At 67.6% G+C, this 24,014-nt stretch carries 28 protein-coding genes and 1 tRNA gene; 15 read left to right on the top strand and 14 right to left on the bottom strand.

Annotated elements, in window-relative coordinates:
- Positions 1–28: 28 nt before the first annotated feature.
- A complete protein-coding gene (locus C5B90_RS10135; protein WP_058827544.1) occupies positions 29–430 on the bottom strand; it encodes a universal stress protein in 402 nt (133 codons plus the stop codon).
- A gap of 50 nt (positions 431–480) precedes the next feature.
- Positions 481–639: a DUF1059 domain-containing protein gene (locus tag C5B90_RS20560; protein ID WP_158250835.1), complete on the bottom strand. Its 159-nt coding sequence runs from the start codon at positions 637–639 to the stop codon at positions 481–483.
- Positions 640–819: 180 nt separating this feature from the next.
- Between C5B90_RS20560 and C5B90_RS10145 the strand changes: the two genes are divergently transcribed.
- The 3 genes from C5B90_RS10145 to C5B90_RS10155 all read left to right on the top strand — a co-directional run bounded on the left by C5B90_RS10145 (position 820) and on the right by C5B90_RS10155 (position 3,550).
- Positions 820–1,827 (top strand): PGF-CTERM sorting domain-containing protein, encoded by a 1,008-nt coding sequence (locus C5B90_RS10145; protein WP_115881192.1) that lies wholly within the window; start codon positions 820–822, stop codon positions 1,825–1,827.
- Positions 1,815–2,174 carry a hypothetical protein gene (locus tag C5B90_RS10150; protein ID WP_115881194.1) on the top strand — a complete coding sequence of 120 codons (360 nt, stop codon included), beginning with the start codon at positions 1,815–1,817 and terminating at the stop codon, positions 2,172–2,174. The genes C5B90_RS10145 and C5B90_RS10150 overlap by 13 nt, the downstream gene beginning before the upstream one ends.
- 65 nt (positions 2,175–2,239) lie before the next feature.
- A complete protein-coding gene (locus tag C5B90_RS10155) occupies positions 2,240–3,550 on the top strand; it encodes a phosphoribosylamine--glycine ligase (protein ID WP_115881196.1) in 1,311 nt (436 codons plus the stop codon).
- Between the two features lie 4 nt (positions 3,551–3,554).
- On the opposite strand, the gene C5B90_RS10160 is transcribed toward C5B90_RS10155, so the two are convergent.
- Both C5B90_RS10160 and C5B90_RS10165 read right to left on the bottom strand, forming a co-directional pair.
- Entirely contained in the window at positions 3,555–4,376 is an 822-nt protein-coding gene (locus C5B90_RS10160; protein ID WP_115881198.1) for a ZIP family metal transporter, read from the bottom strand.
- Between the two features lie 75 nt (positions 4,377–4,451).
- The gene (locus C5B90_RS10165) at positions 4,452–5,144 is read right to left on the bottom strand and encodes an SDR family NAD(P)-dependent oxidoreductase (protein ID WP_115881200.1); all 693 of its coding nucleotides are present in this window, start codon (positions 5,142–5,144) and stop codon (positions 4,452–4,454) included.
- Between the two features lie 95 nt (positions 5,145–5,239).
- Here C5B90_RS10165 and C5B90_RS10170 point away from each other — a divergent pair, with 95 nt between their 5' ends.
- The 3 genes from C5B90_RS10170 to cruF are packed head-to-tail and all read left to right on the top strand — an operon-like array spanning position 5,240 to position 8,592.
- Positions 5,240–6,742 (top strand): NAD(P)/FAD-dependent oxidoreductase, encoded by a 1,503-nt coding sequence (locus C5B90_RS10170; protein ID WP_115881202.1) that lies wholly within the window; start codon positions 5,240–5,242, stop codon positions 6,740–6,742.
- Entirely contained in the window at positions 6,739–7,686 is a 948-nt protein-coding gene (locus C5B90_RS10175) for a prenyltransferase (RefSeq protein ID WP_115881204.1), read from the top strand. Before C5B90_RS10170 ends, C5B90_RS10175 begins: the two co-directional genes overlap by 4 nt.
- A 24-nt stretch (positions 7,687–7,710) precedes the next feature.
- Positions 7,711–8,592, top strand: coding sequence for a bisanhydrobacterioruberin hydratase (cruF, locus tag C5B90_RS10180; RefSeq protein ID WP_199517474.1), 882 nt, complete (start codon positions 7,711–7,713; stop codon positions 8,590–8,592).
- Between the two features lie 31 nt (positions 8,593–8,623).
- On the opposite strand, the gene C5B90_RS10185 is transcribed toward cruF, so the two are convergent.
- From C5B90_RS10185 to C5B90_RS20810, 4 genes are all read right to left on the bottom strand, one after another.
- Positions 8,624–9,571 carry a DMT family transporter gene (locus C5B90_RS10185; RefSeq protein ID WP_115881205.1) on the bottom strand — a complete coding sequence of 316 codons (948 nt, stop codon included), beginning with the start codon at positions 9,569–9,571 and terminating at the stop codon, positions 8,624–8,626.
- Between the two features lie 171 nt (positions 9,572–9,742).
- Positions 9,743–10,480, bottom strand: a complete 738-nt coding sequence (locus C5B90_RS10190; RefSeq protein ID WP_115882484.1) for a helix-turn-helix domain-containing protein — start codon at positions 10,478–10,480, stop codon at positions 9,743–9,745.
- Positions 10,481–10,540: 60 nt separating this feature from the next.
- Positions 10,541–11,560 (bottom strand): phytoene/squalene synthase family protein, encoded by a 1,020-nt coding sequence (locus tag C5B90_RS10195; protein WP_115881207.1) that lies wholly within the window; start codon positions 11,558–11,560, stop codon positions 10,541–10,543.
- A 169-nt stretch (positions 11,561–11,729) separates the two neighbouring features.
- Complete coding sequence (locus C5B90_RS20810; protein WP_004974999.1) at positions 11,730–11,882, bottom strand: HVO_2523 family zinc finger protein; 153 nt, start codon at positions 11,880–11,882, stop codon at positions 11,730–11,732.
- 285 nt (positions 11,883–12,167) lie between these two features.
- On the opposite strand from C5B90_RS20810, the gene C5B90_RS10200 reads away from it, so the two are divergent.
- The 3 genes from C5B90_RS10200 to C5B90_RS10210 all read left to right on the top strand — a co-directional run bounded on the left by C5B90_RS10200 (position 12,168) and on the right by C5B90_RS10210 (position 13,687).
- Entirely contained in the window at positions 12,168–12,443 is a 276-nt protein-coding gene (locus C5B90_RS10200; protein WP_004969621.1) for a winged helix-turn-helix domain-containing protein, read from the top strand.
- Between the two features lie 2 nt (positions 12,444–12,445).
- On the top strand, positions 12,446–12,742 hold the full coding sequence (locus C5B90_RS10205) for a hypothetical protein (protein WP_115881209.1): 297 nt from the start codon (positions 12,446–12,448) through the stop codon (positions 12,740–12,742).
- Between the two features lie 162 nt (positions 12,743–12,904).
- Positions 12,905–13,687, top strand: a complete 783-nt coding sequence (locus C5B90_RS10210) for a spondin domain-containing protein (RefSeq protein ID WP_115881211.1) — start codon at positions 12,905–12,907, stop codon at positions 13,685–13,687.
- 476 nt (positions 13,688–14,163) lie between these two features.
- Here the strand turns inward: C5B90_RS10210 and C5B90_RS10215 are convergent, their stop codons facing one another.
- Complete coding sequence (locus C5B90_RS10215; RefSeq protein WP_115881213.1) at positions 14,164–14,637, bottom strand: Lrp/AsnC family transcriptional regulator; 474 nt, start codon at positions 14,635–14,637, stop codon at positions 14,164–14,166.
- 164 nt (positions 14,638–14,801) lie between these two features.
- Here C5B90_RS10215 and C5B90_RS10220 point away from each other — a divergent pair, with 164 nt between their 5' ends.
- Positions 14,802–15,851, top strand: a complete 1,050-nt coding sequence (locus C5B90_RS10220; protein WP_115881215.1) for a CNNM domain-containing protein — start codon at positions 14,802–14,804, stop codon at positions 15,849–15,851.
- A 124-nt stretch (positions 15,852–15,975) separates the two neighbouring features.
- On the opposite strand, the gene C5B90_RS10225 is transcribed toward C5B90_RS10220, so the two are convergent.
- A tRNA-Met gene (locus tag C5B90_RS10225) sits at positions 15,976–16,124 on the bottom strand.
- A 128-nt stretch (positions 16,125–16,252) separates the two neighbouring features.
- Here C5B90_RS10225 and C5B90_RS10230 point away from each other — a divergent pair.
- Entirely contained in the window at positions 16,253–17,374 is a 1,122-nt protein-coding gene (locus C5B90_RS10230; RefSeq protein ID WP_115881217.1) for a hypothetical protein, read from the top strand.
- 36 nt (positions 17,375–17,410) lie between these two features.
- Here C5B90_RS10230 and C5B90_RS10235 read toward each other — a convergent pair whose 3' ends face one another.
- On the bottom strand, positions 17,411–17,782 hold the full coding sequence (locus C5B90_RS10235; RefSeq protein WP_058566930.1) for a DUF5830 family protein: 372 nt from the start codon (positions 17,780–17,782) through the stop codon (positions 17,411–17,413).
- 90 nt (positions 17,783–17,872) lie between these two features.
- On the opposite strand from C5B90_RS10235, the gene C5B90_RS10240 reads away from it, so the two are divergent.
- On the top strand, positions 17,873–18,505 hold the full coding sequence (locus C5B90_RS10240) for a TVP38/TMEM64 family protein (protein WP_115881219.1): 633 nt from the start codon (positions 17,873–17,875) through the stop codon (positions 18,503–18,505).
- A 59-nt stretch (positions 18,506–18,564) separates the two neighbouring features.
- Here C5B90_RS10240 and gpmI read toward each other — a convergent pair whose 3' ends face one another.
- The gene (gene gpmI / locus C5B90_RS10245) at positions 18,565–20,160 is read right to left on the bottom strand and encodes a 2,3-bisphosphoglycerate-independent phosphoglycerate mutase (RefSeq protein ID WP_115881221.1); all 1,596 of its coding nucleotides are present in this window, start codon (positions 20,158–20,160) and stop codon (positions 18,565–18,567) included.
- Between the two features lie 136 nt (positions 20,161–20,296).
- Between gpmI and C5B90_RS10250 the strand changes: the two genes are divergently transcribed.
- Together C5B90_RS10250 and C5B90_RS10255 are read left to right on the top strand one after the other, a co-directional pair.
- A complete protein-coding gene (locus C5B90_RS10250; protein ID WP_115881223.1) occupies positions 20,297–20,974 on the top strand; it encodes a DUF1405 domain-containing protein in 678 nt (225 codons plus the stop codon).
- A gap of 112 nt (positions 20,975–21,086) precedes the next feature.
- Positions 21,087–21,740 (top strand): metalloregulator ArsR/SmtB family transcription factor, encoded by a 654-nt coding sequence (locus tag C5B90_RS10255; protein WP_115881225.1) that lies wholly within the window; start codon positions 21,087–21,089, stop codon positions 21,738–21,740.
- A 3-nt stretch (positions 21,741–21,743) separates the two neighbouring features.
- Here the strand turns inward: C5B90_RS10255 and C5B90_RS10260 are convergent, their stop codons facing one another.
- Together C5B90_RS10260 and C5B90_RS10265 are read right to left on the bottom strand one after the other, a co-directional pair.
- Entirely contained in the window at positions 21,744–22,238 is a 495-nt protein-coding gene (locus tag C5B90_RS10260; protein WP_115881227.1) for a hypothetical protein, read from the bottom strand.
- An 81-nt stretch (positions 22,239–22,319) separates the two neighbouring features.
- Entirely contained in the window at positions 22,320–22,529 is a 210-nt protein-coding gene (locus C5B90_RS10265) for a PLDc N-terminal domain-containing protein (protein ID WP_058566924.1), read from the bottom strand.
- A 236-nt stretch (positions 22,530–22,765) separates the two neighbouring features.
- Between C5B90_RS10265 and gatD the strand changes: the two genes are divergently transcribed.
- Positions 22,766–24,013 carry a Glu-tRNA(Gln) amidotransferase subunit GatD gene (gene gatD, locus C5B90_RS10270; RefSeq protein ID WP_115881229.1) on the top strand — a complete coding sequence of 416 codons (1,248 nt, stop codon included), beginning with the start codon at positions 22,766–22,768 and terminating at the stop codon, positions 24,011–24,013.
- Position 24,014 lies beyond the last annotated feature (1 nt).

Here is a 24,014-nt window from a genome sequence, read left to right on the forward strand (position 1 = left end):
CGGCCGCGAGCGACTTCGGACGCGACGATTAGACTTTTTCCAGCGGGACGACCGCCATCGGGATGTTCGAGTTCAACAGCACGTCCTGTGCCGTGCTGCCGAAGACGATTTTCGAGGTCGGATTGCGCTTTCGGACGCCGATGACGATTTCGTCCGCGTCGTGTTCGTCGGCGCACTGGAGGATGTCGTCGGCGGCGTCGTTACCGCGGATGTACTGGTGGGTCTCCACGTCCACGAGGTCGCCGAGACGGGAGACGACGACGTTCAGGGCGTCCTCGCCGTCGCGAACGTCCTCGCTGTCGGTCTCGTCGCCGCCGCGGTGAGAGTTGACGACGTGGAGCACGTCGCCGGCGTCGATTCGCCGCGAGAGATAGTCGCAGACTTCGGCGCTCGTGTGGACCGAGTTCGTCCCGATAACGTATGTTGCCATGCCACATATCGCTACGCCGTCCTATAAAAATCCACGCCCGACCACGCTCGTCAGGCCTGCTTCATCATCGCCAGCACGTCGTCTCTCGTCATCTCTTTTCCGTGCTCGTCGTGGGCGTGTTCCTGAATCACTTTCACGACCTCGTTTCTGTTCTCCGAGGTTACGCTGAACCCGCACGAACACGTCGCCTGTTGCATCGCCTTCGACATGGCAGTAGAGATACGCGCCCCGAGGCCAAAGCGTGTGTTCACACTCACCATGACACTCCCGGAGTCGGGCGGGTCCCCACGGCTGCGGTGTCTCTGCGGCCGCGGTGCCTCCGTTGTGTCGCCTGCTCCGCCAACCCGTCGGGGACAAAACATATACCCGACCGTAAATGTCAGTCGGGTATGGAAAGAAACGCCCTCCTCACCGCCGGGGCGGTCGGCGTCGTCGTCGTGGCGCTCGTCGCCGCCGCCGTGGTTCCGGGGGTCGTCGCGGACCCGACCGACGACGGCCCCGTCCGACCCGGACCGGTGGACGTCGCCGGCGTCTCCATCGCGGCCGGACAGGCGACGGGAGAGACGGTCACGCTCGAAATCGAGACACGCATCGACCACCGAGGAAACCCCACGCAGAACGTGAGCGTCCTCGTCCGCGCCGTCGACGCCGAGTCGGGGCTGTTGACGACGACGCAGGAACTCGACGTCGGGACGCTCTCGAAGGACGGTGAGACGGCGACGACGACCAACCTCACGGTCCCCCGCGAGGGCGGCTACGACATCGAAGTCGTCCTCTACAGCGACGACGAGCGGGTCGACCAGGCGCGAAAGAGCGTCCGCGGCGTCTCGGCCATCAAGCCGCCGTACCTCCGGTCGACCACCTCGTTCACCGACAGCGAGGCGCTTCCGCCCGTCTCATTCGCCATCGGCGAGGCCGGCGAGGACCGGACGACGCTCGACCTGACGGCGACGCTGACGAACGCCGGCGACGACCCGGCCGAGGACCTCTCGGTGCTGTTCGTCCTCCGGCAGGCTGAATCGAACATCGTGGCCTCCCGGACGACGGTCGATGCGGGGGCCATCGCGGCCGGCCGGACCGAGACGGTGGACGCGTCGGCGAGCGTCCCGAACGGCTACAACTACTACATCGACACCGTGTTGCTCCGCGACGGGGTCGTCATCGACACCGCCCGCGGCGCGGCGAACCTGAACCCAACGAGGACGATTAGCGTGAACCAGACCAGAGAGGACGTGGAACTCCGCGTCGAAGACTTCGAGAACGGCGACGGCGACGCACCGCAGCGAACCGAGTACGAGCAGACCGAGACCTCCTCGGCGGCACCCGGCTTCGGGCCGATAGTGGCGGTCGTGGGACTGCTCGCGGCCGTCTTCGTCGCCCGGAGGTGGTCGAAATGAGCGACGACTCGACGACTGCCGACGAGGCCGACATCGAGACGGCGGTCTCGACCGGCGCGACGCCGGAGCCACCCGAAAGTGCCGACGACGCGGGAGACGACGAGGAAAGCGAGAACCGAGAGTTCGCGGAGCGGATACGCCGCTATCTCGACTACGCGGTCCTCGCGGGGCTGCTGTTGCTCGCGCTCATCGCGGCGCTGCAGTTCTACCTCAACGCCAGCCAGACCATCACGACGTGGGTGAACCCCGAGTACCGCGCGCCGTTCCAAGCGGCGTTCAACCTCGTGTTACTCCTCGGGGCGGCGCTCGGCGTCTCCGTCCAGCTTCGCCGACTGGCGAGCAACTGAGTCGTCGCCGAGCCACCGCTCACCACACACACACAGTTTTCAGGCCGCCGCCCGAGTCGTCGGCTATGAAGTTCCTCTTCGTGTCGGCGGACGCCGCGCTCATCACCGACCTCGCGTGGCAGGTCCACAGGGAGGGCCACGACGTTCGGTACTACATCGAAGCCGAGCGCGACAAGGAAATCGGCGACGGCTTCGTCCCGAAGACGGACGACTGGCGCGCAGAGGTCCAATGGGCCGACGTCATCGTCTTCGACGACATCTGGGTCGGCTCCGATATCGGCACCGGCGCGCTGGCGCAGGAACTCCGCGAGGAGGGACACGCCGTCGTCGGCGGGACGCCCAACACCGACCGCCTCGAAGAGGACCGCGGCTACGCCATGGACGTGCTCGAAGAACACGGCGTCAACACCATCGAACAGCGCGTCTTCCGCGACTTCGACGAGGGAATCGAGTACGTCCGGCGGAACCGCGCCCCCTACGTCATCAAGCCGCTCGGGGAGGTCCAGAACGTCAAGCGACTCCTCTACGTCGGCAACGAGGACGACGGGAGCGACGTAGTCGAGGTGCTTCGCGCCTACAAGCAGGCGTGGGGGCACCGCATGAAGGGCTTTCAGCTCCAGCGGAAGGTCGAAGGCGTCGAAATCGCCGTCTGCGGCTTCTTCAACGGGGAGACGTTCGTCGACCCGGTGAACTTCAACTTCGAGCACAAGAAGCTCTTTCCGGGCAACATCGGACCCTCGACCGGCGAGATGGGCACGTCGATGTTCTGGGCCGGGCGGAACCGGCTGTTCGAGGAGACTCTGGGTCGGCTCGAACCGTGGCTCGCCGAGGAGGGCTACGTCGGGAGCATCGACATCAACTGCATCGTCAACGAACACGGCATCTACCCGCTGGAGTTCACGCCGCGGTTCGGCTACCCGACGATTACGCTCCAAGAGGAGTCGTTCGAGTCGTCGACCGCGCAGTTCTTCTACGACCTCGCCCACGGCAACGACCCCGAGCTATCGGTCCACAGCGGCTACCAAATCGCGGTCCGAATCGTCCTGCCGCCGTTTCCCTTCACCGACGAGAAGACCTACGACGAGAACTCGCGGAACGCGGCGGTCGTCTTCGAGACCGACAGCCGCGAGGGCGTCCACATCGAGGACGCGAAACTCGTCGACGGACAGTGGCGCGCGGCCGGCGAGAGCGGCATTCCGCTCGTCGTCACCGGGAAGGGCGAGACGATGCAGGAGGCGAGAAAGCAGGCCTACGACCGCGTCGACGACATCGTCATCCCGAACCTCTACTACCGCGACGACATCGGCGAGCGCTGGATAGCAGGCGACGGCGACCGACTGCTCGCGTGGGGCTACCTCGGGCCGGCGAGCGAATGAGAGATTAGTTGAGCACCAGCCACGCGGCGAAGACGGCGAGGCCGCCGACGGCGGTGCTCAGCGCGGCGTGGACCCGGAGGCGGTCGAGAATCGCGTGAGCGTGGCCGTCTTCGACCGACAGGAGTTCGTGAATCTCGCTGCCGATTTCACAGCGCGGGAGGAAGTCCATGGCGACGTGGAGGAAGACGCCGGAGGCGAACCCGAAGACGAGCCCGCGGAACGCGCCAGTCGCCGGGAGCGAGACGGCGCTGGAGACGATGGCGGCGATGCCGAGGCCCGCCGCGGGGAGGAGAAGCGGGGCGACCGACTCGCCCCGGCCCGAGAGCCGGCGGGCGGCGGCGTAGCCGGCCGGCCCCTTGTGCGAGACGATGGCGAGGCCGAGACCGACGCCCACGTCGATGTTTCCGTAGACGACGCCGATAATCGCGCCCGCGGAGACGGCGTGCGCCGAGAGTTCCGCCACGGTGCGGTCGATGGGCAAGTCCATATGGGCGAATCGGTGGCCGACGGTGTGGGCGGCGAAGCCCGCGAGGATACCGAAGGCGATGCCGAAGCCGCCGAACTGAGGGTGGTGGCCGAGCGCCTGCGGGACCAGAAACACCGCGGCGCTCGTCACCATCGCGCCGCTGGCGAGGCCGTAGCCCCACACGAGTCCCTCGGCGTGTTCGGTCCGGCTCCGCGCGCCGAAGGGCGCGGCGAGCGCCATCGCGCCGAAGGCGGCCCACGAGACGATAAGGAGATTCCACGCCTCGGCGCTCGCGGCGTACCCGGAGAGCGCGACGAGTGCCACGACGCTCCCCGCGCCGATGGCCGTCGAACGGTTCATATTGTGAACGAGCTGGCTCGGATTAATAAGGGGCGCGGTTCCGGCGGGATGGGGGAGTCGGAACGGGGAGGGTCGTCACCGCGTCGCCTGTTTCCACGCCTTGAGGTCCGCGATGTCGCCGTCGAACTCGGCGGGGTCGGCGTCGGTCGCCGCCCAGACGAACAGGTCGGCCACGTCGTCGGGGTCGCGGCCCTGTCCGCCGGTGAGGTCGGTGGCGACGAGGCCGGGGTCGACGACCGTCACGGTCTGGTCGCAGTCGGCGGCGAACTGCCGGCCGAGCGCCTCGGCGGCCGCCTTGGAGACGGCGTACGCGCCCATCCCCGGCTTCGCCTCGCGGGCGATTGAGCCGGAGGGCACGAGGATGCGTCCGTCGTCGGCCATGTGCGGGAGCGCCTCTTTGACTGCCGCGAAGACGCCGCGGACGTTGGTCCGGAGGGTGTCGTCGAACGCCGCGTAGGACTCCTCGGGCGCGGGCATCTCGCCGGGGGACCCGTGGGCGACGGCGGCGTTGGCGACGAGCACGTCGATGCGTCCGCCGGCGCGGGCCGCCGTCTCCATCAGGCGCTCCATGTCGAGTTCGTCGCGGACGTCGGCGCGGACGGCGCTGGCGGTCCCGCCGCCGGCCTCGATGTCGTCGACGACCGACTGGAGGGCGTCGCCGTCGCGGGCACAGACGACGACGGTCGCACCGGCGCGACCGAGGGCGCGCGCGACCGCCGCGCCGATTCCGGAACTCGCGCCTGTGACCACCGCGGTGGTGTCGTTCATGCGGGGCCGTAAGGAGGGACCGAGCCTAAAGCTACCCCCCGACGGCGGTCGATTCGGTCAGTCGATTTATGTCCTCTACGTCCTTACGAACGGACATGAATTCTGTCTCGGCTCTCGACTCTCTCGACGGCGAGTCCGTCGTCGTCGTCGGCGGTGGTTTCGGCGGCCTCTCCACGGCGTGCTACCTCGCGGACGCCGGTGCCGACGTGACCCTGTTGGAGAAGAACGAACAGCTCGGCGGCCGAGCCAGCACCCTCGAACGCGACGGCTTCCGGTTCGACATGGGGCCGTCGTGGTACCTCATGCCCGACGTGTTCGAGCGCTTCTTCGCCTACTTCGGCAAGCAACCGGAGGACTACTACGGTCTGACCCGGCTCGACCCGCACTACCGCATCTTCTTCAAGGACGGCGACCGGGTGGACATGCTCCCCGACGTCGCGGCCAACAAGGCCACCTTCGAGTCGTACGAACCCGGCGCGGGCGACAGGCTCGACGACTATCTCCGGAAGGCCGAGCGGAACTACCGCATCGGGATGGAGCACTTCGTCTACACCGACCGCCCGGACCTCACCGACTACATCGACCTCGACGTGTTCCGGTACTCGTGGGGGCTCTCGCTCGTCGGCTCGATGCAGGACCACGTCGAGAACTACTTCGACCACCCGAAGCTCCAGCAGATAATGCAGTACACGCTGGTGTTCCTCGGCGGCGCGCCGAACAACACGCCAGCGCTCTACAACCTCATGAGCCACGTGGACTTCAACATGGGTGTCTACTACCCCGACGGTGGTCTCGCGGGCGTCGTCGACGCCATCGTCGACCTCGCCGAGGAGTTGGGCGTCGAGTTCCACACCGACTCCCCGGTGGCCGAAATCGCCGGTCGCCGCGGCGGGTTCGCCGTCCGCACCGAGGACGGCCGCGAGTTCCTCTGCGACCAGGTCGTCTCCGACGCCGACTACGCCCACACCGAACAGGAGCTCCTCCCGGAGAAGAAGCGGCAGTACGACGCCGACTACTGGGATTCCCGAACGTACGCCCCCTCGGCGTTCCTGCTCTACCTCGGCGTCGAGGGCGACGTGGACGAACTCGCCCACCACACGCTCGTGTTACCCACCGACTGGGACGACCACTTCGAGACGATATTCGAAGACCCGGCGTGGCCCGACGACCCCGCGTACTACCTCTGTGTGCCGTCGAAGACCGACGACTCGGTCGCGCCGGAGGGTCACAGCAACCTGTTCGCGCTCGTCCCCATCGCGGCCGGGTTGGAGGACACGCCGGAACGCCGCGAGAGCTACCGCGACCTCGTCCTCGACGACATCGCCGACAACACCGGCGTCGACCTCCGCGACAGAATCGTCGTCGAGGAGTCGTTCTGCGTGAACGACTTCAAGGAGCGCTACAACAGCACGCAGGGCACCGCGCTCGGCCTCGCGCACACGCTGTTCCAGACGGCGCTCCTCCGGCCGCCGCACGGCTCCGACGCGGTCGACGGCCTCTACTTCACCGGCTCGTTTACCACGCCGGGCATCGGCGTCCCGATGTGTCTCATCAGCGGTCAACTCACCGCCGAGGAGATGGCCGAAGACGCGAGGTGACCGACGACATGGCCGCACAGACCGAGTCCGGCGAGGGCGGTGGGTCCGGCGGGTCCGACGAGGACAGCGACGGCCGACGAGCGGGCGACGGACGGGAAGGCGGCGGTCTTCGAGACCGCCTCGTCTACCTCGCGGTCCTCTCGCGGCCCCGCTTCTGGCTCTACCTCGCCGGTCCCGTCGTCGTCGGCGTCGCGGCCGCCGCGAGCGCCCCCGCCGACCTGTTCGGCCTCGAAGCGGTCGCCCTGTTCGCGTACTTCCTCGTCCCCGCGAACGTCTTTCTCTACGGCGTCAACGACGTGTTCGACGCCGACGTGGACGAGGCGAACCCGAAGAAAGACGACCGCGAGGCCCGCTGGCGCGGCGACCCAGTAAACACCGCGGTCGTCGCCGCGAGCGGCCTGCTCGGCGTCGGCCTGTTCGCCCTCGTTCCGCGGGTGGCGTGGCCGTGGCTCGCCGCGCACTTCTTCCTCGCCGTCGAGTACAGCGCGCCGCCGTTTCGGTTCAAGACGACGCCGCTTCTCGACTCGGTCTCGAACGGCCTGTACGTCCTGCCGGGCGTCGCCGCCTACGCGGCCGTCTCGGGGTCGAACCCCCCGATGCTCGCCGTCGCCGGCGCGTGGCTCTGGACGATGGGGATGCACACGTTCTCCGCGATTCCCGACATCGAACCCGACCGCGAGGCCGGTATTCGGACGACTGCGACGGCCCTCGGCGAGCGCCGGACCTACTGGTACTGCGCCGCGACGTGGGGCCTCGCCGCCGTCGCCTTCGCCGCGGTCGACCTCCGACTCGGCGCGCTCTTGGCGGCCTATCCGGTCGTCGTCCTCGGCATCGTCGCCGCCGGCGTCGACGTGGACCGGGCGTACTGGTGGTATCCCGTCATCAACACCGTCGTCGGCATGCTCATCACCCTCGGGGCTCTCTGGAGGTTCGTCAATGGGTAAAGGCGAGTCCCTGGAGGTGCGTCCGTGAGCGTGAGCGACCTGCGAGCGCGCCTGCCGTCCACCCGGAGCGAGGCGGAGGCGGCGCTCGACCGGCTGGTGCGCGACAACCGCTTTACCATCTCGGTGTTCTTCCCGCTGAACGGCGCGGTGCTCCTCGTCGCCAGTGCGATGGGCTGGCTCCCCGACCCGCTCGCGTTCAACGCGTTTCTCATCCTCCTCGGGACGCTCGTGATGCGCTCGCCGCTCATCGTGGGCGTCCTCCCGCTCGTGACCCGGCGGGCCGCCCTCGGCGTCGGCGCGCTCACCGCCTACGCCTACGCCATCGAGTACACCGGCGTCACCACGGGCTGGCCCTACGGCTGGTTCCACTACGGCGTCGACCTCGGGCCGACGGTCGCCGGCGTTCCGGTCGGGCTGCCGGTGTTTTTCATCCCGCTCGTGATGAACGCCTACCTGCTGTGTCTGCTCCTGTTGGGCGACCGCGCCCGCAACGGGGTCGTCCGTCTCGGGGTCGTCATCGCGGCCGTCCTCGCCATGGACGTGGTGCTCGACCCGGGCGCCGTCGCGCTCGGTTTCTGGGAGTACTACCGCCTCGCCGACGATGCGCGCCTGTTCTACGGCGTCCCGCTTTCGAACTACGCCGGCTGGGTCGTCAGCGCCACCGTCGCCGTCGTCGCGCTCGACTGGTCGTTCGACCGCGAGGCGCTCCTCGCGCGACTCGACCGCACGGAGTTCATGCTCGACGACCTCGTGAGCTTCGTCATCCTCTGGGGCGGCATCAACGCGTGGTTCGGCAACTGGATTCCCGTCGCCGTCGCCGCGCTGTTCGGCGTCGGACTGCTCAAGACGGACCGGTTCGACTCGCGGCTCCTGCGGCTTCCGCGGCGGTTGCCGTGGCGCTCCTGAGCGTTGGTGTTCTCCGGCGGCTGTTCTGTTCTCAGTCCGACTCGACGCCGCGACGACGGCCTCGATAGACGGCCCCGAGTCGTTTCCACTTGAGCAGGCCGAACCCAAGGAGGACGATGCCGAAGCCGAGGAGCGTGGTCGCGGTCACCGGTTCGGTGAACAGCAGCCAGCTGTAGACGGTCCCGAAGCCGGCGATGGCGTAGGTGATGAGATTGAGTTCGACGGAGCCGAGTCGGGGGAGAAGCGAGAAGTACAGCAGGTAGCCGAGCGCGCTCACGACCACGCCGAGGTAGACGAGACCTGCGACGCCCGCGAGCGACGGGTCGACCTCCGCCAGTGACTCCGTCGGGGTCGCGGCGCTCGCGAGGTGGCTCGCGGCGGCGCCGACGACCATCGCCCACGCGGTCTGCGCGGCGAACGGCATCTCGCTGTCGATTCGCTGGGTGAGCACGCCGCCGAGCGCGAAGGACGCCGCGGCGAGCACCAGTATCGCCAGTCCGACGGCGTTCCCTCCGAGGAGATTCGACGGGTCCGGGTCGGTGATGACGACGAGTCCGAGGAAGCCGACGGCGACGCCGAGCAGTTCGACCGGCCCGAACCGCTCGTCGGGGAGAAACAGTTTCGCGAACCCGATTGTCAGTATCGGAATCAGCCCCGCGAGCACCGATGCGACCGCGCTCGGGACGGTCTGCTGGCCGATGTTCTGGAGGATGCCGTACCCGCCGAGTGTCAGGAGACCGGCCGCCGCGACGACCGCCCAGTCGCGTCGCGTGCGGGGTCGCCAGTAGTCGGTGCGCCACCCCGCGTACAGCAACAGGAGAGCCGCGCCGAGGTCGAGTCGGAGGGCGGCGTACAGAATCGGGGGAAACGACGACAGTCCGACCGTCACCGCGGGGTAGGTCCCACCCCAAATCGCCGCCAAGAACACGAACAGGGCGGCGTTTCGGTACCGACCGACGAGAAGCGACTCACCGACCATGGCGTGAGCGGTTGGGAGACAACGGGGTCGCGGGCGTAAGCGAGTCGGCGGTTTGCGGGGGCGCGTCGGGAATCAGTCTCGGTTCGTCGTCAGCCGAGAGCGGTTCGTCGGCGTGTGCGCTCATTACCGAAACGAACGCCCGCGACCCCGGAGTACCCGACGGTTAGTATGCTAACGTCCGTCGCCGCCCCCGACGTTCAGCCGGTCGGTGTCGAGGTCGGCGAGCGCGGAGACGGCGGCTCCGAGGAGCTTTCGCTCCGCGCGTCGGAGCGTCTTCGAGATGGCCACGTCGGAGACGCCGCACCGCTCGCCGAGTGACGCGAGCGACTCTCCCCGCGGCGTCTCGTAGTAGCCGTGTTCGACCGCCGTTCGGAGCACCCGTGACTCGGCCTCGGTGAGCCGGGCACAGCCGTCGAGGAGCGTCGCGGCCTCGTCGAAGTTCCGGAAGACGTCGGCCGCGACCGACCCGCCGAGCGGCGCCTGCTCGACGACGGCGAGTTCGTAGCGGCGGTCGAGTGAGTCGAGGGTCGCGGCCGCGGCCCGGGGCTCGGCGAAGCCGAGGTGCCACCGCTCCCAGCCGTCTCTGTCGCGGAACGGAGCGATGACCGCGCCGCCGTTGGCCATGACCGTCTCGATGGCGGCCGTCTCCGCGAGTACGACGTGGGCCGTCGCGTTCGACCCGCGCTTCCGCTTCAGTTCGAAGCGGTCGACGCCGTCAGCGTCTCTGAGCGCGCGCATGCTGGACTCCAACTGTGACCGCCCCGGCGACGAGGCTTCGACCCAGAGGTCGCACCGTCCAGTCTCGGGCGAGAGATTCCAGTACGGCGTGGTCAGCGTCACGTCGTGCGCGGCGGTCACCCGTCCCAGCGGACAGTCGTCTAACCGGGTGTCGAGGGTGACGCGGTGCATGCCGTGGGCTCTGTCGGCCATCCAGTAAACCGTTTCAGTCGCGGAAAAATCGCGCGTCGCTCAGTCAGAGCCCCAGCGGTTCAGCGACCGGAGCCAACCGGAGACGCGTCCGCTGCGCCGGGTGCGACTGGCCGGCGTCGAACCGGGACCGAACTCCGCGTCGAGTTCGTCGTCGTCCGGGTACGGGACGACGCTGACGGTCTTGAACACGGCCACGGGGTCGCGCCAGACGGCCCAGTACGCCGCGGTCTTCGCGAGGAGCGTCACCTTTCGCCCGAAGCTGAGTTCGGGCGTCGTCGTGAGCGTGTCGTAGCCGAGGTTCCGAATCGACCGGTGGTGGTCGGCGTACAGCACCGCCGAGAGGAGCACCGGGAACTGACAGTCCGACGGGAGGTACTCGATGCCGGCGACGCCGTCGCGGTACAGCGATTCCGCTCGGCGGAGTTCGTCGCGCATCACGTCGGCGACGCGCTCGTCGAATTCGAGGTCGAGTATCTGTTCGGCGTCGACGCCGTGGCGGTCCAGCGTCGTCTGCGGGAGGTAGACGCGGTCGCGTTCGACCACGTCTTCGCCCACGTCGCGCAGGAAGTTCGACATCTGGAACGCCTGTCCTAGGGCCGTCGCGTGCGGGAGCGCCGCCTCGGGGTCGTCGGGACGCATGACGTCGGTCATCATCCGGCCGACCGCGGAGGCCGACCCGTCCATGTACGTCTCAAGTTCGTCGTAGGTCTCGTAGCGGTCCTTCTCGATGTCTGACTCCATCGCGTCGATGAAGACGTTCACATCGTCGGGGTCGATGCCGTAGCGCTCCCTGAGTTCGGCGAACGCCGACAGGACGGGGTCGTCGGTCTCGACTTCGCCGAGCGCCTCGGCGCGGAGGCGTTCGAGACGCTCGCGCTGTTGTGCCGGCGGCGCGGTCTCCTCGGCGTCGACGACCTCGTCGGCGACCCGAAAGAACGCGTACAGCACGTACGTGGCGTGTCTGACGCGCTCCGGAAGGAGGCGCGTCGCGAAGTAAAACGTCTTTCCCGTCCGCTGTTGGATGTCTTTTCCCGCCTCGACCTGTGATTCGTTGAGCATCGTTTCGTGTGCGTGACTGCGTCCGTCATCGGGACCAACTGAGCTGACCGGGGAGGACGGTCATTCGTTAGGTCTCTGCCGACATAACGCTTCGTACCATCGTGAAATCGACCCGGGAACCCGCCGACTTCGCGGTGGTACCAGTGCGGGCGTCTCCTGTCAGGTTTCGTTACCAGAACGTGTCGCTGCAGTCGTAGACGACCCCGTGTTCCGGGCAGACGTACTTGCAGTGGCGGTGGTCCATCGACGTGCCGCAGAAGGGACAGGGTCGCCCCTTCGGGGACTCGATGGCACACGCGTTCCGTCCGGTGTCGTCGTCCATACGAGTTTTCGTAGGACGCGACCGACATATCCCTTACTGCCGCCGGAGGGTCCTGCCGGTTCGAGTCGGGCCGCCGACGAGGCCGAGTCTGCTCCGCCTCGGACACCGGCGAACGCCGTCGGTGCGGCGGCATCGACCAACCCGACGCGCCCGGAGACTCCACCCGAATTTGGTACGGAACTGGAACAACGCTCATGTTCGGTCGTCGCCGAGTCGAACTCGTCGCGTCGAACGGCACCCACGAGAATATTACCGCGCTCGACCAATCAGTCAAACGAACAGTCGATGGAGAAGGCGCTCTGGTATCTGCTCACGGCGACCCGCGGCGGCGAGAATCGCGTCCGCATCATCCGCGTCCTCTCGGAGCGCCCGCAGAACGCGAACCGCCTCGCCGACGAACTCGACGTGGGCTACAAGACCATCAGACACCACCTCGACGCCCTCGAATCCCACGGAGTCGTCGAGGCCGGCGGCGACAAGTACGGGCGACTGTACTTCCTCACCGACCAGTTCGAACGGTACCGCGACACCTTCGAAGAAATCGCGACACACCTCGATTGACCATGGCAATGGACACCCAAATCATGGCGGCCAGCGCCCTCTCGGGCGCGAACATCGTCTTCCTCGCGGCGCTGACCGCCGTGTGGATCCGCAACTACCGGACGTTCCGCACCTCGCTCGTCCTCGGCCTGCTCGCGTTCGCCGTCGTCATGCTCGTCGAGAACGCCGTCGCGCTCTACTTCTTCTTCACGATGCAGAGCCTCTACTCCGGCGACCCTCACGTCCAGCAGGCCGTGTTGGTCCTCCGCGCCCTGCAACTCGTCGCGCTGGCGTTCCTGACCTACGTGACGGTCCGGTGACGACCGACCTCATCGACAGACTTCGGTCCCTCGCTCATCGTCCCAGCCGAATTTGGTACAGACTCGACCCCGATTCGTCACGGAGTCACCCCGAATCTCGAAAAATCGCCTTTAGCCGGTCTCGCGTCTTCGTTCTCGTGGAACCGACCACACGTGAGACCAATGAGAGACACGACGACTCCGACGACGCGACGAACCGTACTCGGACTGACCGGCGCGGGCGTGCTGACTGCCCTCGCTGGCTGTCTGGGTAGTGCGAGCCTTCCGGGCCAATCGGCCGGAAACGGAACCGGCCAGTCCGCGCGGACCTACCGCGTGACGGTGGCGAACCTGACGACGGGGCAGCCGTTCACCCCGCCCGCGGTGGTCGCCCACCGCGCCGGCGTGGAACTGTTCGCCGTCGGCGACCCGGCGAGCGACGCCATCAGGGAACTCGCCGAGAACGGGAACCTCGGCCCGCTCGGCGAATTGGCCGAGGAAACCGACGACGTTCGCGGCGTCGCTGTCGGCGACACGCCCCTCGTCCCCGACGAACTCCCGGCGAGCGAGATGTTCCCCGCGGCCGCGACGCTCGAACTGGAGACCGACGCCAGCGGCGCGTACCTCTCGTTCGTCAGCATGCTCATCGGCACGAACGACGGCTTCGCCGGCCTCGACACCGTCCCGCTCCCGGAGCGGGTGAACGAGTCGCGGTCGTACTTCGCGGCCAGCTACGACGCCGGAACCGAGGTCAACACGGAGGCGTACGGCGACATGGTCCCCCCTGCACAGGCCCTCTACGGCATCGATTCCGGCATCGAGGGAACCGGCGCGAGCGACCCGGACCTCGCCGAGGGCGGCGTCGTCACGCCGCACGCCGGCATCGTCGGCGACGGCGACCTCGACCCCGCCGTTTACGGCTGGGACGACCCCGTCGCGCTGATTCAGGTCGAGCGACTCGACTGAGTCAGCCCCGGCTCGACCGCTCGACAGCGGTGTCCCGTCGCTCACAAGTCACGGGCGGTGGAGAACGAAAAACCGAGGCGTGGACGCCGTCGGAAGCGAACGACCGGGGGAGGTCGTCCGATGAAACCACGTAGCGTACCACGCGGCGAGTGCGGGGGACCCGACCGCGCGATGCTGTTGCAGCTTGCGTCTACCCGTTGTCGGAGCGCGTTGAACCGCTCTGGTGGTGATGGTGGTGGTGGTGGGGGGCGTCCGGTCGGCGAGAGACCGACGCGAACGGGAGGGTCTCTGACAACGGCGATTACCAGTTCGTTATCACCTGTCAAAGCTGTACCGGTGGTTCGGGAACCGCATCACCAGTCGCGTGAGCGTTCGAATATTGCCGTGTGTCCTGTCCTCGGGGCTCTTAAAGCCGTTTCGCCTATCGGTCGCACGCGAACCACGGTTGCGGTCGACCGGCGACGTCCCCACGTGGCTCACTCGCCGTCGCCGTCGCCGAACTTCGCGTACGGTCGGCGGTGGGTGTTCCGAATCAGGTCCTCGTCGGAGACGCGAAGCCCCAGTTCGTCTAACTCCTCGCCGATTCGGCTGAGGTCGTCGCCGTCGACGCCGATGGCCCGGACCATGACGTTCCGCTCGCCGGTCATCACCTCCTGTACCTCGACGACACCGGGGACCGCGGCAGCGGCCTCGGCTAACTCCTCGCGCTCCGGAATCGGGGCCGTACAGACGATGAGCGTGTAAAGTTGGTAGCCCGCGCGCTCGTAGTCAACGTCGGCGTGATAGCCGCGGAGCACCCCGTCGGCTTCGAGCCGCCGGATACGGTTTCGGACGGTGCTGGCCGAGGCGTCGAGTTCGTCGGCGATATCGGTCGACGACGTGCGGCGCGCCTCCGACTGCAACGTGTACAGTATCTTCCTGTCCAACGCGTCGAGTTCTCGACCCGTCATTCGTCCGGCCGTCTGTCGCCTGCGACATTAACTTTCCCGGCACCGTTGTCAGAACCTCAGTTCAAATTGAATAATACACAATTCCCGATAATCTACTACATATACGTCCGGACGGCCGATGCTTTCTAACGGGTCGAACGCGAACGAACCGGACACCGACACAGATGACCCCAACAGAGATCGGTATACGCCTCGTCGCGGGGGTACTTCTCATCCTCGCGAACGGTTTCTTCGTGGCTATCGAGTTCGCGCTGACCCGCGCGCGCCAGTTCACCGAGTCCGAGTTCGTCGACGGCGACTCCCGACTCGAACGGGCCTGGGAGATGACCCAGGAGCTCGAGCTGTATCTCACGACCTGCCAAGTCGGAATCACGGCGTCGAGCATCGCCGTCGGTATCGTCGCCGAACCCGCGCTGGCGGCCCTGTTCGAGCCGCTGTTCGCCGGCACGACGCTCGCAACCATCGGGGCCGGCGCGCTCATCGCGTACATGATTATCAATCTCCTCCACCTCACCCACGGCGAGCAGACGCCGACGTACCTCGGCGTCGAGCGCTCCCGGATGGTCTGTCGCTACGGTGCGACGCCGCTGCACTGGTTTTACGTCGCCATCTCGCCCATCATCAAGTTCGGCGACTGGGTCGCCAAGTGGACGCTCAAGCTCTTCGGTATCGAGATGACGGGCGCGTGGCTCGAAACCGAGACCGACGTCATCGAGTCCCGCGGCCAACTCCGCGAGCGTCTGGACTCGCTTCTCCAAGAGGGCGAACTCCCCGAAGAGCGCCGCGACGAGGTGCTCAACGCGCTCGACGTGGACGAACTCTCCATCAGCGAAATCATGATTCCGACAGACGACATCGTCTCGCTCTCGACGGCGGCGACGCCCGGCGAGAACTTCGACCGGATTCGGAACACGCCGCACACCCGCTTTCCGCTCGTCGGCGAGTCGCTGACGGACTTCCACGGCGTCGTCTACGCGCCCTCCATTATCGACAACTTCGAGGCGCTCCGCGCCGGCGAGCGCTCGTTCGAAGAAATCGCCACGCCGACGATGACGCTCGCCGCCGACACGAACGTCAGCGACGCGTTCGACCAGTTCCAGGCGGAAGACCAAGAGCTCGCGCTCGTCCTGCGGGACGGCGAGGTCGTCGGCCTCCTCACCGCGACCGACGCCCTCGAAGCGGTCATGGGCGAACTCGACGACCCGCTCGACTAGCGTCACCGACTCTTCTTCGGCTTTTTTCGACGTGTGGCCGCGGCTCACAGCGACGGCGTTCCGGGAAAACGAGCGTGGTCATCGAGACCCGCGGACGACTCTCGACGTGTGACGAATCGAAGAATGCCCGGGGTGGGCTCCGAACCCACGATCTCCGCATGTCCCAGGTGCGAGGCCGGCATGACCTCGCGAGGGGCGGAGGCTTCCAAGGCGTTCCGCACCGATTGTGAAACCCTATGAGTGCGGCGCTATGTCCAGCTAAGCCACCCGGGCTCAACTTCCCGTTGTGTGCTGGTTGTATTTAAGCTTCTCATCTCCGACGGCCGCGGGGCGAGTCACCACGCCACTCGATTCGCGTCGTCACCCGCGGATTTATGTCCCAACACTGGGTGCACACACGCATGAGCCAACCGGAGATCGTCCAGTCCGTCCTCGGAGAGGAAGACGTGGTGACGCGCGTCCACCTCGGGGGCGAGGACGAACTGTTTGTAACTCCGACGCGGACGCTCGTCTATCGGGCCGAAGGCCTCCTCTCTGACGAGTCCGTCGACGAATTCTCGCACGCTGCCGAGCGACTGTCCGTCAAGGAAGGCCGACGAAAAGCGAAGCTCTCGCTCGACTACGGTCTCGACGGGAGCGAGACGTTCTCGATGTCCTCGAAGCGACTCGACGACGCGCTCCAGCCCATCGTCGAGGGCGTGCTCGCGGCCGCCGGCGTGACCGACGAGGACGGCGAGCGCGTCGTCCAGACGTTCCGATTCAGCGAACTCACGTTCGTCGTCACCGACGCCCGCGTCGTCCGGCACATCGGCAGCGCGGTCTGGGACGAAGACTACGAATCGTACCACTACGCCAACGTGACCGACCTCGAATTCGAGTCGGGAAGCGTCGCCACGACGGTCGTGCTCACCGTCGACGGCCGCCAAGAGCGGTTCAAGATTCCCAACGAGGAGGCGCGACTCGTCCGCGAGAAACTCGCGCGGGCGCTGTGTGACTACCACGGCGTCGGCAGTCTCGAGGAGTTCCGCGTCCAGATGGAGAAAGCGCGGGCGAACGACGAGTCCGCCGACGCCGACGCCGACCGTGACAACACCGACTTCGGCGCGGGCCCCGACCCGCTGAGCGCGAACCCCGGCGAACTGTCCGACGAGCCGGCGAACGCCACCCGCGCAGAGAGCGACGCGCCTGCCGAGCCGAGCCAACAGACCGCCCGGACGCAGTCCGTCGAAGCCCCGTCCGCGACCGGCGCGGTGGCCGAGGCGAAGCAGGCTGCCGAATCGACGGCGACCGAGTCGGCGTCGGACAACGTCGCCGACGCCGCGGACCTCGGGTTCGAGGGCTCCGGCTTCGAATCGGCCGCCGACTCCGAGTCGGCCGACGCCGGTGCTGTCGATGCCGACTACGCCGAACTCGCCGCCGAAATCGAGTCGCTCCGCGAGGTCGTCGAGACCCAAAGCGAGCAGATTCGCTACCAGCAGGAGCTGGTCGAACAGCTCATCGAAGAACTCCGCCGCGGGCGGTAAGCGAGCCGTTCCGGCCGGTCGCGGCGGTCGCGACCGCTACTCCCGACCGAGCACTTTTCTGATACACGACGAGCCGAACGGCCCGAGTTCGCCGGACTCGAACTTCACGAAGTGGCCCGTCGAGATTGACGCGCCGCACCGGCGGCAGTCGAAGTCGCCCTCGCGCTGGACGACCTGACTCTCGAACCTGACGAACGTGCCGCCGCGGTTGTGACGGATGCGGCCGCCGTCACGCTCGATGATGCCCCGTAGCTCCGCCGTATCGAGGATGTCGCGGGTGAGCGTCGGGTCCGTGGTGACCGTCTCGATGCGGTCGACAACCTCGGCGAGGGAGAGTTCGTCGGCTTCGAGATGCGCGAGGAGGTCGAGCGCGAGTTCGACGCGCTCGTCGCGTGTGGGCTCGGTCACGGTTCGGGAGCCAATCGAACGGGGTCGGGCTAAAGCCCTCCGAAGCACAAAGCGTTTGGTCGCGGCGCGACGACGGACCCCAGAGCTTCCGTGCCCCGTCCGCGCCTCGCCGCTGGCCTCGCGCTCGCGGCCGTCGTCGCCGGCCTCCTGCTCGCGTCGCCAGACGCCGTCATCGGGCGCGCGGCGTGGGTCGCCGCCGACCCCGTTCGGCTCGTCGTCGTCGTGAGCGCGCTCGCGCTCGTCCGCCCGCTTCTCGCGTGGCCGACGACGCTCCTCGCGCTCGTCGTCGGCTACGGCCTTGGCCCGGTCGGCGTGCCGTTCGCGCTGGCGCTCATCGTCCTCACGAGCGTCCCGCCGTTCCTCTTCGCGCGGCGCTACCGCGGGACGACCAGACTGGCCGACGTCGGCGAGCGAACCGTCGAACAGACCGGCTCCGTCAGGGGCGTCGCCGCGAGCCGCCTGCTGCCGATTCCCTCCGACGTGGTCTCGGTGGCGGCGGGCGTCGCCAACGTCCGACTCGGCGCGTTCGCGCTCGGAACCGCCGTCGGCGAACTCCCGTGGGCCGTCGCGGGCGTCATCGCCGGCGCGTCGGTCGAGACGCTCACGACCGAGTCCCTCGCCGCGGCCGTCCGCCCGGAGTTCGTCGTGCTCGCGGCGGTCGCGGGCGTGTCGATGCTCGTCCCGACCGCGTACCGCCGCTACCGGGGCGAGTCCGGCGCGTAGGAAAACAGCGACGGAGAAAGAAAACGCGAGAATCGGTGCGCGAGCGGTGGCGTCTTATTCTAATCTAACAGCGACTCGCCGGTCATCGCGGACGGCTGGTCGACGCCGACGAGTTCGAGGATTGTCGGCGCGATGTCGCACAGCGACCCGCCCTCGCGGACGGTCCGACCGCCCGAAAGCGGGTGGTCGGGGTCGACCTCGGCGGCTTCGTCTTCAGCGGCTTCGTCCTCGGCGGCGTTCTCCGCGGCCGCCTCGTCGTCGCGGTCGGCCGCGAGGTAGACGAACGGGACGGGGTTGAACGTGTGGGCCGTGTGCGGGTCGTCTTCGGTGCCCATGTCGTCGGCGTTGCCGTGGTCGGCCGTGATACAGACGTGGCCACCGTGGGCGCGGACGCGCTCGACCAGCCGCCCGAGCTGTTCGTCGACGGCCTCGACGGCCTCGATGGCGGCCTCGTAGTCGCCGGTGTGGCCGACCATGTCGGGGTTGGCGTAGTTGAGCACCATCACGTTCGGGTCGTCGGACTCGATGATGCCGATGGCCGTGTCGGTGAGTTCCACCGCGGACATCTCGGGCTGGAGGTCGTAGGTCGGCACGTCGGGGCTCTCGACGATGTTCCGAATCTCGCCGTCGAACTCGACCTCGCGGCCGCCGTTGAGGAAGTAGGTGACGTGGGGGTACTTCTCGGACTCGGCCATCCGAAGCTGCGTCATGTCCGCCCCGGCGAGCACCTCACCCAGCGTGTCCTCGGGCTGTTCCGGCGGGTAGGCGACAGAGACGTCGAACGTCTTGTCGTACTGCGTCATCGTCGTCATGAGAATCTCCGGCGGCGTCGTCTCGAACTCCCAGACGGGCTCGATGTCGCAGAGCATCCGCACGAGCTGTCGCGCGCGGTCGGCGCGGAAGTTGAAGAAGACGACCGAGTCGCCGTCTTCGAGGGCGGGCGCGTCGTCGATGACGGTCGGCTCGACGAACTCGTCGGTGTCGCCGCGGTCGTACGACTCGGTGACGGCGTCGACGGCGGTGTCGGCGGTCCACTCCGCCTCGCGCTCGACGATGGCGTCGTAGGCGCGCTTGGTGCGCTCCCAGTTCTGGTCGCGGTCCATCGCGTAGTAGCGCCCGGAGACGGTGGCGACGCCGCCGGTTCCCTGCTCCTCGGCGACTGCTTCGAGGTCCGAGAGGTATTCCTCGCCGCCGGTGGGGCTGGTGTCGCGGCCGTCGGTAAAGGCGTGGGTGACGGCCTCGACGCCGCGGTCGGCGGCGAGTTCGATGAGCGCGTGGAGGTGCTGTTGGTCGGAGTGGACGCCGCCGTCGGAGACGAGGCCCATGAGGTGTACGCGGCCGTCGTGTTCGTCGGCGTGGTCGTAGGCGGCCGTGATGGCCTCGTTCTCGAAGAACGAGCCGTCGTCGATGCTGTCGCCGATGCGGGTGTACGCCTGCTTGACGACGCGGCCGGCCCCGATGTTGAGGTGACCGACTTCGCTGTTGCCCATCTGGCCGTCCGGAAGGCCGACGCGCCGGCCGTCGACGATGAGCGTTCCGAACGCGCCCGCGTCGCGGTAGCGGTCGAAGTTCGGCGTGTCCGCCGCCTTGATGGCGTCGCGGCGGTCGTGGTCGCCGAGACCCCACCCGTCGAGGATGATGAGTGCTGCGTCCATGCGTCGCCGTTCGGCGCGCCGGGCTAACTGTCCTTTGCTCCCGACATGGGATGACAACCGGTGGCGTACTGAGCCATCGAATTCGGATTTTTTCGCCCCGACGGCCTTTTCTTTCGGCGCGCCGTCCGACTCGGCGATGGGTCTGCGCGACTTCGACCTCGACGCCGCGGTGGACGACTGGACGGAGTACTACCTCGGAAACGGCCCGAGCCTCGTCGTCTTCCTCGTCCTCAACGCCGCCGCGTTCCTCGTCGGGGTGAGCTTCTACGTCCACTCCGACCCCGCGCTCTCGGACCTGCCGACGTTCCTCTACCCGCTTTTCGGTGACTCGCCGACCGCCCTCGCGCTGATGACGCTGTCGGCCGCGACGCTCCTTCCGAACCTCGGTCGCCGCGTCGCCGACGCCCCGGTCAACCGGCCACTCGCGTACCTCCACACACTCGCGTTCGTCTGGCTCGTCAAGTACGGGGTCTGGACGGTCGTCGCGCTCAACCTCCGGCCCGACCTCTACATCGGCTTCTCGGGGGCCGCGCTCTGGGACTACTGGGGCATCATGCTCACCCACGCGGGCTTTCTCGCGCTCGCCCTCGTCGTGCCGCGCTACGGTGCAACCACGAAGGGCGCGCTCGGGCTCGCCCTCACGCTCGCGCTCGTCAACGACGTGTTCGACTACGGCCTCGGCTACTACCCGCCGCTGAAGTACGAAGCGGGGGCGCTCCTCGCGGGCATCACGGTCGCCCTCTCGTTCCTCGCGGTGTTCCTCGCGTCGCGGGCGTTCGACCGCCTCTCAGAGACGCCGGAGCCGGCCCCCTGAGCGCCCCGCTCCCGCCCCGACAGCGCCCCGTGAGTCACAATCGCTAATCGCACGACGGCGGAGAGTATCACATGAGTCAGGCTTTTCCCCGCCCGCAGTCTATGACCTCGTAATGGACTCCGCGGTACTGCTTGACCTACTCGGGAACGAAAACCGCCGGCGCATCCTGCGGTTGCTCTCGCACAAACCGTGCTACGTCACCGAGATAAGCGAGTACCTCGGCGTCAGCCCCAAGGCCGTCATCGACCACCTCCGAAAGCTGGAGGACGCGGGGCTCATCGAGTCGCGCACCGACGACCAGCGGCGCAAGTACTTCCACATCTCGCGGAACCTCAGGTTGGAGGTGAACGTCTCGCCGTACGGGTTCGGCGCGAAGAGCGCCTATCCGCCGAGTCCGAGCCTCGACATGGCCGGGCGCTGCCCGCACGTGACGCTCGAAGTCGAGAACGCCGGTACCGACGACGTCTCGGAGCTAGCGCGCGAACTCGGGAAACTGGAGGAACTCGACAACGAACTCTCCTTGGCCCAGCGGTGGGTTCAGGGCCGCATCACCGACGTGCTCGACCGCCTCAACGACCGCCTCGGCGTCGACGCCGACAGCCGCTTTTACGCGGAAATTCTCGCCGCGCTCGCAAACGGGTCGAACACCGTCCGCGGCATCGCGAAGGACCTCAACGCGGACCCCGCGGTCGTCGACAGCGCGCTGCACCACCTCGCCGAGGGCGACCTCGTCGCTCACAACGGCGACCGCTGGCGAATCGACTGACGCCTACAACTCCTCTGTCAGGCCCGCCCGGAGGTCGCGGCCGAAGTAGTGACCGACCAGCCCCGCGAGCCCGCCGCTCGCCGCGCCGACGCCCGCGATGGCGACGCCGTAGTCCGCGAGCAGTTGGACCGCGAAGGGCGCGAACACGGCGAACAGCGTCGAGAGGACGAACGCGAGGCCCGCGGCGATTGCGCCGGCGAGCACGACCTCCGTGTAGTGTCGCTTCGACCCGACGAGGCCGAGGACGAAGCCGGCGGCGGCGATGCCGACGAACCGCCCGACGAAACCGACGATGGGAATCGCGCCGCCGACGAGCAGTCCGCCGATGGAGAGCAGGAGCGCCGCGAGGAACACGCGCGGGGAGAACAGTCCGCTGAGGCGACCGCCGCCGGACGACGCCGACCGACCCGTCTCCGCCGCCTCGTCGCTCTCGCGGCTCACTCCGGAGAGCAGGTCGTCGACGGACTGCTCAGACTCTCGTTGGTCCGACCGTTGCATGTGTACAGGGTCGCGGGCGAGCCTGATGGCTCTTGTGCCGGCGCGATAGATTCCCGTCGAAAAGGAGGCGCGACGCGGTGGTTACGAACCCCGACCCAAGATGAGGTACAGGACGATTCCCAGAAGCGGGGCGAGAAAGACGACGACGGCCCAGAGGAACGCCGGGTGACTGCTGTGTCGCTTCGCGTCGCGGTACGTCCACACCACCATCCCGAGGTACAGGAGGAAAAACAGCAGGCCGATTACGAGCGCGCCTGCGCCGCGCGACTGGAGGAGTATCGTGGGAAGCATACGCTGGCAGACACCCGGTCGGCTAAAATGTCTTGTGTCCGTTATGTCGTGGGCGCAGACAGCTCATTCGTTGCGCCCGTGCGATTCGGTTCTCCCTCAGTTGTCGTCCCGAGTCGCGAGCGAAGCGAGCTACTCGGCGTTTTTCCCTCCAGGTTTTTACCGTGAGTGGGTCGCCTCCGGCGACCCCGAACGGTAAAAAGGTGGGTTTGAAGTCTGCCCCCACGGTATCCCGCGATATGAACGCAGGGGACCGCGTCCGCGTCACCCGCGCGGACGTCACGAACGAAGGCGTGCTCATGCCGTCTTCCACCGAGGACCACCTCGTCGTCAAGCTCGACGGCGGGTACAACGTCGGCATCGCCCGCGAGGGAGCCGACGTTGACGTGCTCGAAACCGACGTGTACGACATCGAAGACGCACAGTCCGAGGGCGACGGCACCTCCGAAATCGAGTTCGACGACGACCTCCCGACCGTCTCGCTCATCTCGACCGGCGGGACCATCGCCTCGACGGTCGACTACCGCACGGGTGCGGTGACCGCGCAGTTCGACGCCGAGGACGTGCTCCGGGCCGTCCCCGACCTCGCGGGGCGGGCGAACTACCGCGGCCGCGTCGTCGCCAACATCCTCTCGGAGAACATGACGACCGACGTGTGGGTCGACCTCGCAGAGGCCATCGCCGAGGAAATCGAAGCCGGGGCCGACGGCGTCGTCGTCATGCACGGCACCGACACGATGCAGTTCTCCGCGTCGGCGATGTCGTTCATGCTCGACACGCCCGTTCCCATCGTCTTCACGGGCAGTCAGCGCTCGGCGGACCGACCCTCGTCGGACAACGTCATGAACGCCGTCTGCGCCGTCGAAGCCGCCAAGGCCGACGCCGCCGAGGTCATGGTCTGCATGCACGCCTCGGAGTCCGACGACGTCTGCGCGCTCCACGAGGGGACGCGCGTCCGCAAGAACCACACCTCCCGGCGCGACGCGTTCGAGACCGTCGGCGCGAAGCCGCTCGGCGAGGTCGACTACGAGGCCGAGGAGGTCACGTTCCGCCGCGACTACGCCCCCCGCGGCGAGGCCGACCTCGCGCTCCACGCCGACATCGAATCCGAGGTGGAACTCGTGAAGTTCACGCCCGGGATGGACCCCGCGGCGCTCGACTACCTCGACGGGAAGGCCGGCGTCATCATCGAGGGGACGGGCCTCGGCCACGTCCACACCGACCTCATCCCGCGGTTCGAGGAACTCGTGGAAGACGGGACCACCGTCGCCATGACCTCGCAGTGTCTCGAAGGCCGCGTCTGCGACCGCGTCTACGACACCGGGCGCGACCTGCTCGACGCCGGCGTCGTCGAGGCGGGCGACACGCTCCCCGGCACGGCGAAGGTGAAGCTCATGTGGTCGCTCGCCAACCTGGCGGACCCGACCGACGCGATGGGTCGGAACCTCGAAGGCGAACTGACCCAGCGCTCCGTCCCGTGGGAGTAAC

Source organism: Haloferax sp. Atlit-12N, assembly GCF_003383095.1.
In the GTDB taxonomy this organism is placed as follows: Archaea; Halobacteriota; Halobacteria; order Halobacteriales; family Haloferacaceae; genus Haloferax.

Bases quoted from the DNA above. Each gene is read 5' to 3' on its own strand.
- C5B90_RS10185 (WP_115881205.1), bottom strand. From the start codon at position 9,571: ATGGTCGGTGAGTCGCTTCTCGTCGGTCGGTACCGAAACGCCGCCCTG.
- C5B90_RS10135 (WP_058827544.1), bottom strand. From the start codon at position 430: ATGGCAACATACGTTATCGGGACGAACTCGGTCCACACGAGCGCCGAA.
- C5B90_RS10220 (WP_115881215.1), top strand. From the start codon at position 14,802: ATGACCCCAACAGAGATCGGTATACGCCTCGTCGCGGGGGTACTTCTC.
- C5B90_RS10260 (WP_115881227.1), bottom strand. From the start codon at position 22,238: ATGCAACGGTCGGACCAACGAGAGTCTGAGCAGTCCGTCGACGACCTG.
- C5B90_RS10215 (WP_115881213.1), bottom strand. From the start codon at position 14,637: ATGACGGGTCGAGAACTCGACGCGTTGGACAGGAAGATACTGTACACG.
- C5B90_RS10190 (WP_115882484.1), bottom strand. From the start codon at position 10,480: ATGCACCGCGTCACCCTCGACACCCGGTTAGACGACTGTCCGCTGGGA.
- C5B90_RS10210 (WP_115881211.1), top strand. From the start codon at position 12,905: ATGAGAGACACGACGACTCCGACGACGCGACGAACCGTACTCGGACTG.
- C5B90_RS10200 (WP_004969621.1), top strand. From the start codon at position 12,168: ATGGAGAAGGCGCTCTGGTATCTGCTCACGGCGACCCGCGGCGGCGAG.
- C5B90_RS20810 (WP_004974999.1), bottom strand. From the start codon at position 11,882: ATGGACGACGACACCGGACGGAACGCGTGTGCCATCGAGTCCCCGAAG.
- C5B90_RS10160 (WP_115881198.1), bottom strand. From the start codon at position 4,376: ATGAACCGTTCGACGGCCATCGGCGCGGGGAGCGTCGTGGCACTCGTC.
- C5B90_RS10165 (WP_115881200.1), bottom strand. From the start codon at position 5,144: ATGAACGACACCACCGCGGTGGTCACAGGCGCGAGTTCCGGAATCGGC.
- C5B90_RS10250 (WP_115881223.1), top strand. From the start codon at position 20,297: ATGGGTCTGCGCGACTTCGACCTCGACGCCGCGGTGGACGACTGGACG.
- C5B90_RS10205 (WP_115881209.1), top strand. From the start codon at position 12,446: ATGGCAATGGACACCCAAATCATGGCGGCCAGCGCCCTCTCGGGCGCG.
- C5B90_RS10230 (WP_115881217.1), top strand. From the start codon at position 16,253: ATGAGCCAACCGGAGATCGTCCAGTCCGTCCTCGGAGAGGAAGACGTG.
- C5B90_RS10255 (WP_115881225.1), top strand. From the start codon at position 21,087: ATGGACTCCGCGGTACTGCTTGACCTACTCGGGAACGAAAACCGCCGG.
- C5B90_RS10265 (WP_058566924.1), bottom strand. From the start codon at position 22,529: ATGCTTCCCACGATACTCCTCCAGTCGCGCGGCGCAGGCGCGCTCGTA.
- gpmI (WP_115881221.1), bottom strand. From the start codon at position 20,160: ATGGACGCAGCACTCATCATCCTCGACGGGTGGGGTCTCGGCGACCAC.
- C5B90_RS20560 (WP_158250835.1), bottom strand. From the start codon at position 639: ATGTCGAAGGCGATGCAACAGGCGACGTGTTCGTGCGGGTTCAGCGTA.
- C5B90_RS10170 (WP_115881202.1), top strand. From the start codon at position 5,240: ATGAATTCTGTCTCGGCTCTCGACTCTCTCGACGGCGAGTCCGTCGTC.
- C5B90_RS10155 (WP_115881196.1), top strand. From the start codon at position 2,240: ATGAAGTTCCTCTTCGTGTCGGCGGACGCCGCGCTCATCACCGACCTC.
- gatD (WP_115881229.1), top strand. From the start codon at position 22,766: ATGAACGCAGGGGACCGCGTCCGCGTCACCCGCGCGGACGTCACGAAC.
- C5B90_RS10195 (WP_115881207.1), bottom strand. From the start codon at position 11,560: ATGCTCAACGAATCACAGGTCGAGGCGGGAAAAGACATCCAACAGCGG.
- C5B90_RS10145 (WP_115881192.1), top strand. From the start codon at position 820: ATGGAAAGAAACGCCCTCCTCACCGCCGGGGCGGTCGGCGTCGTCGTC.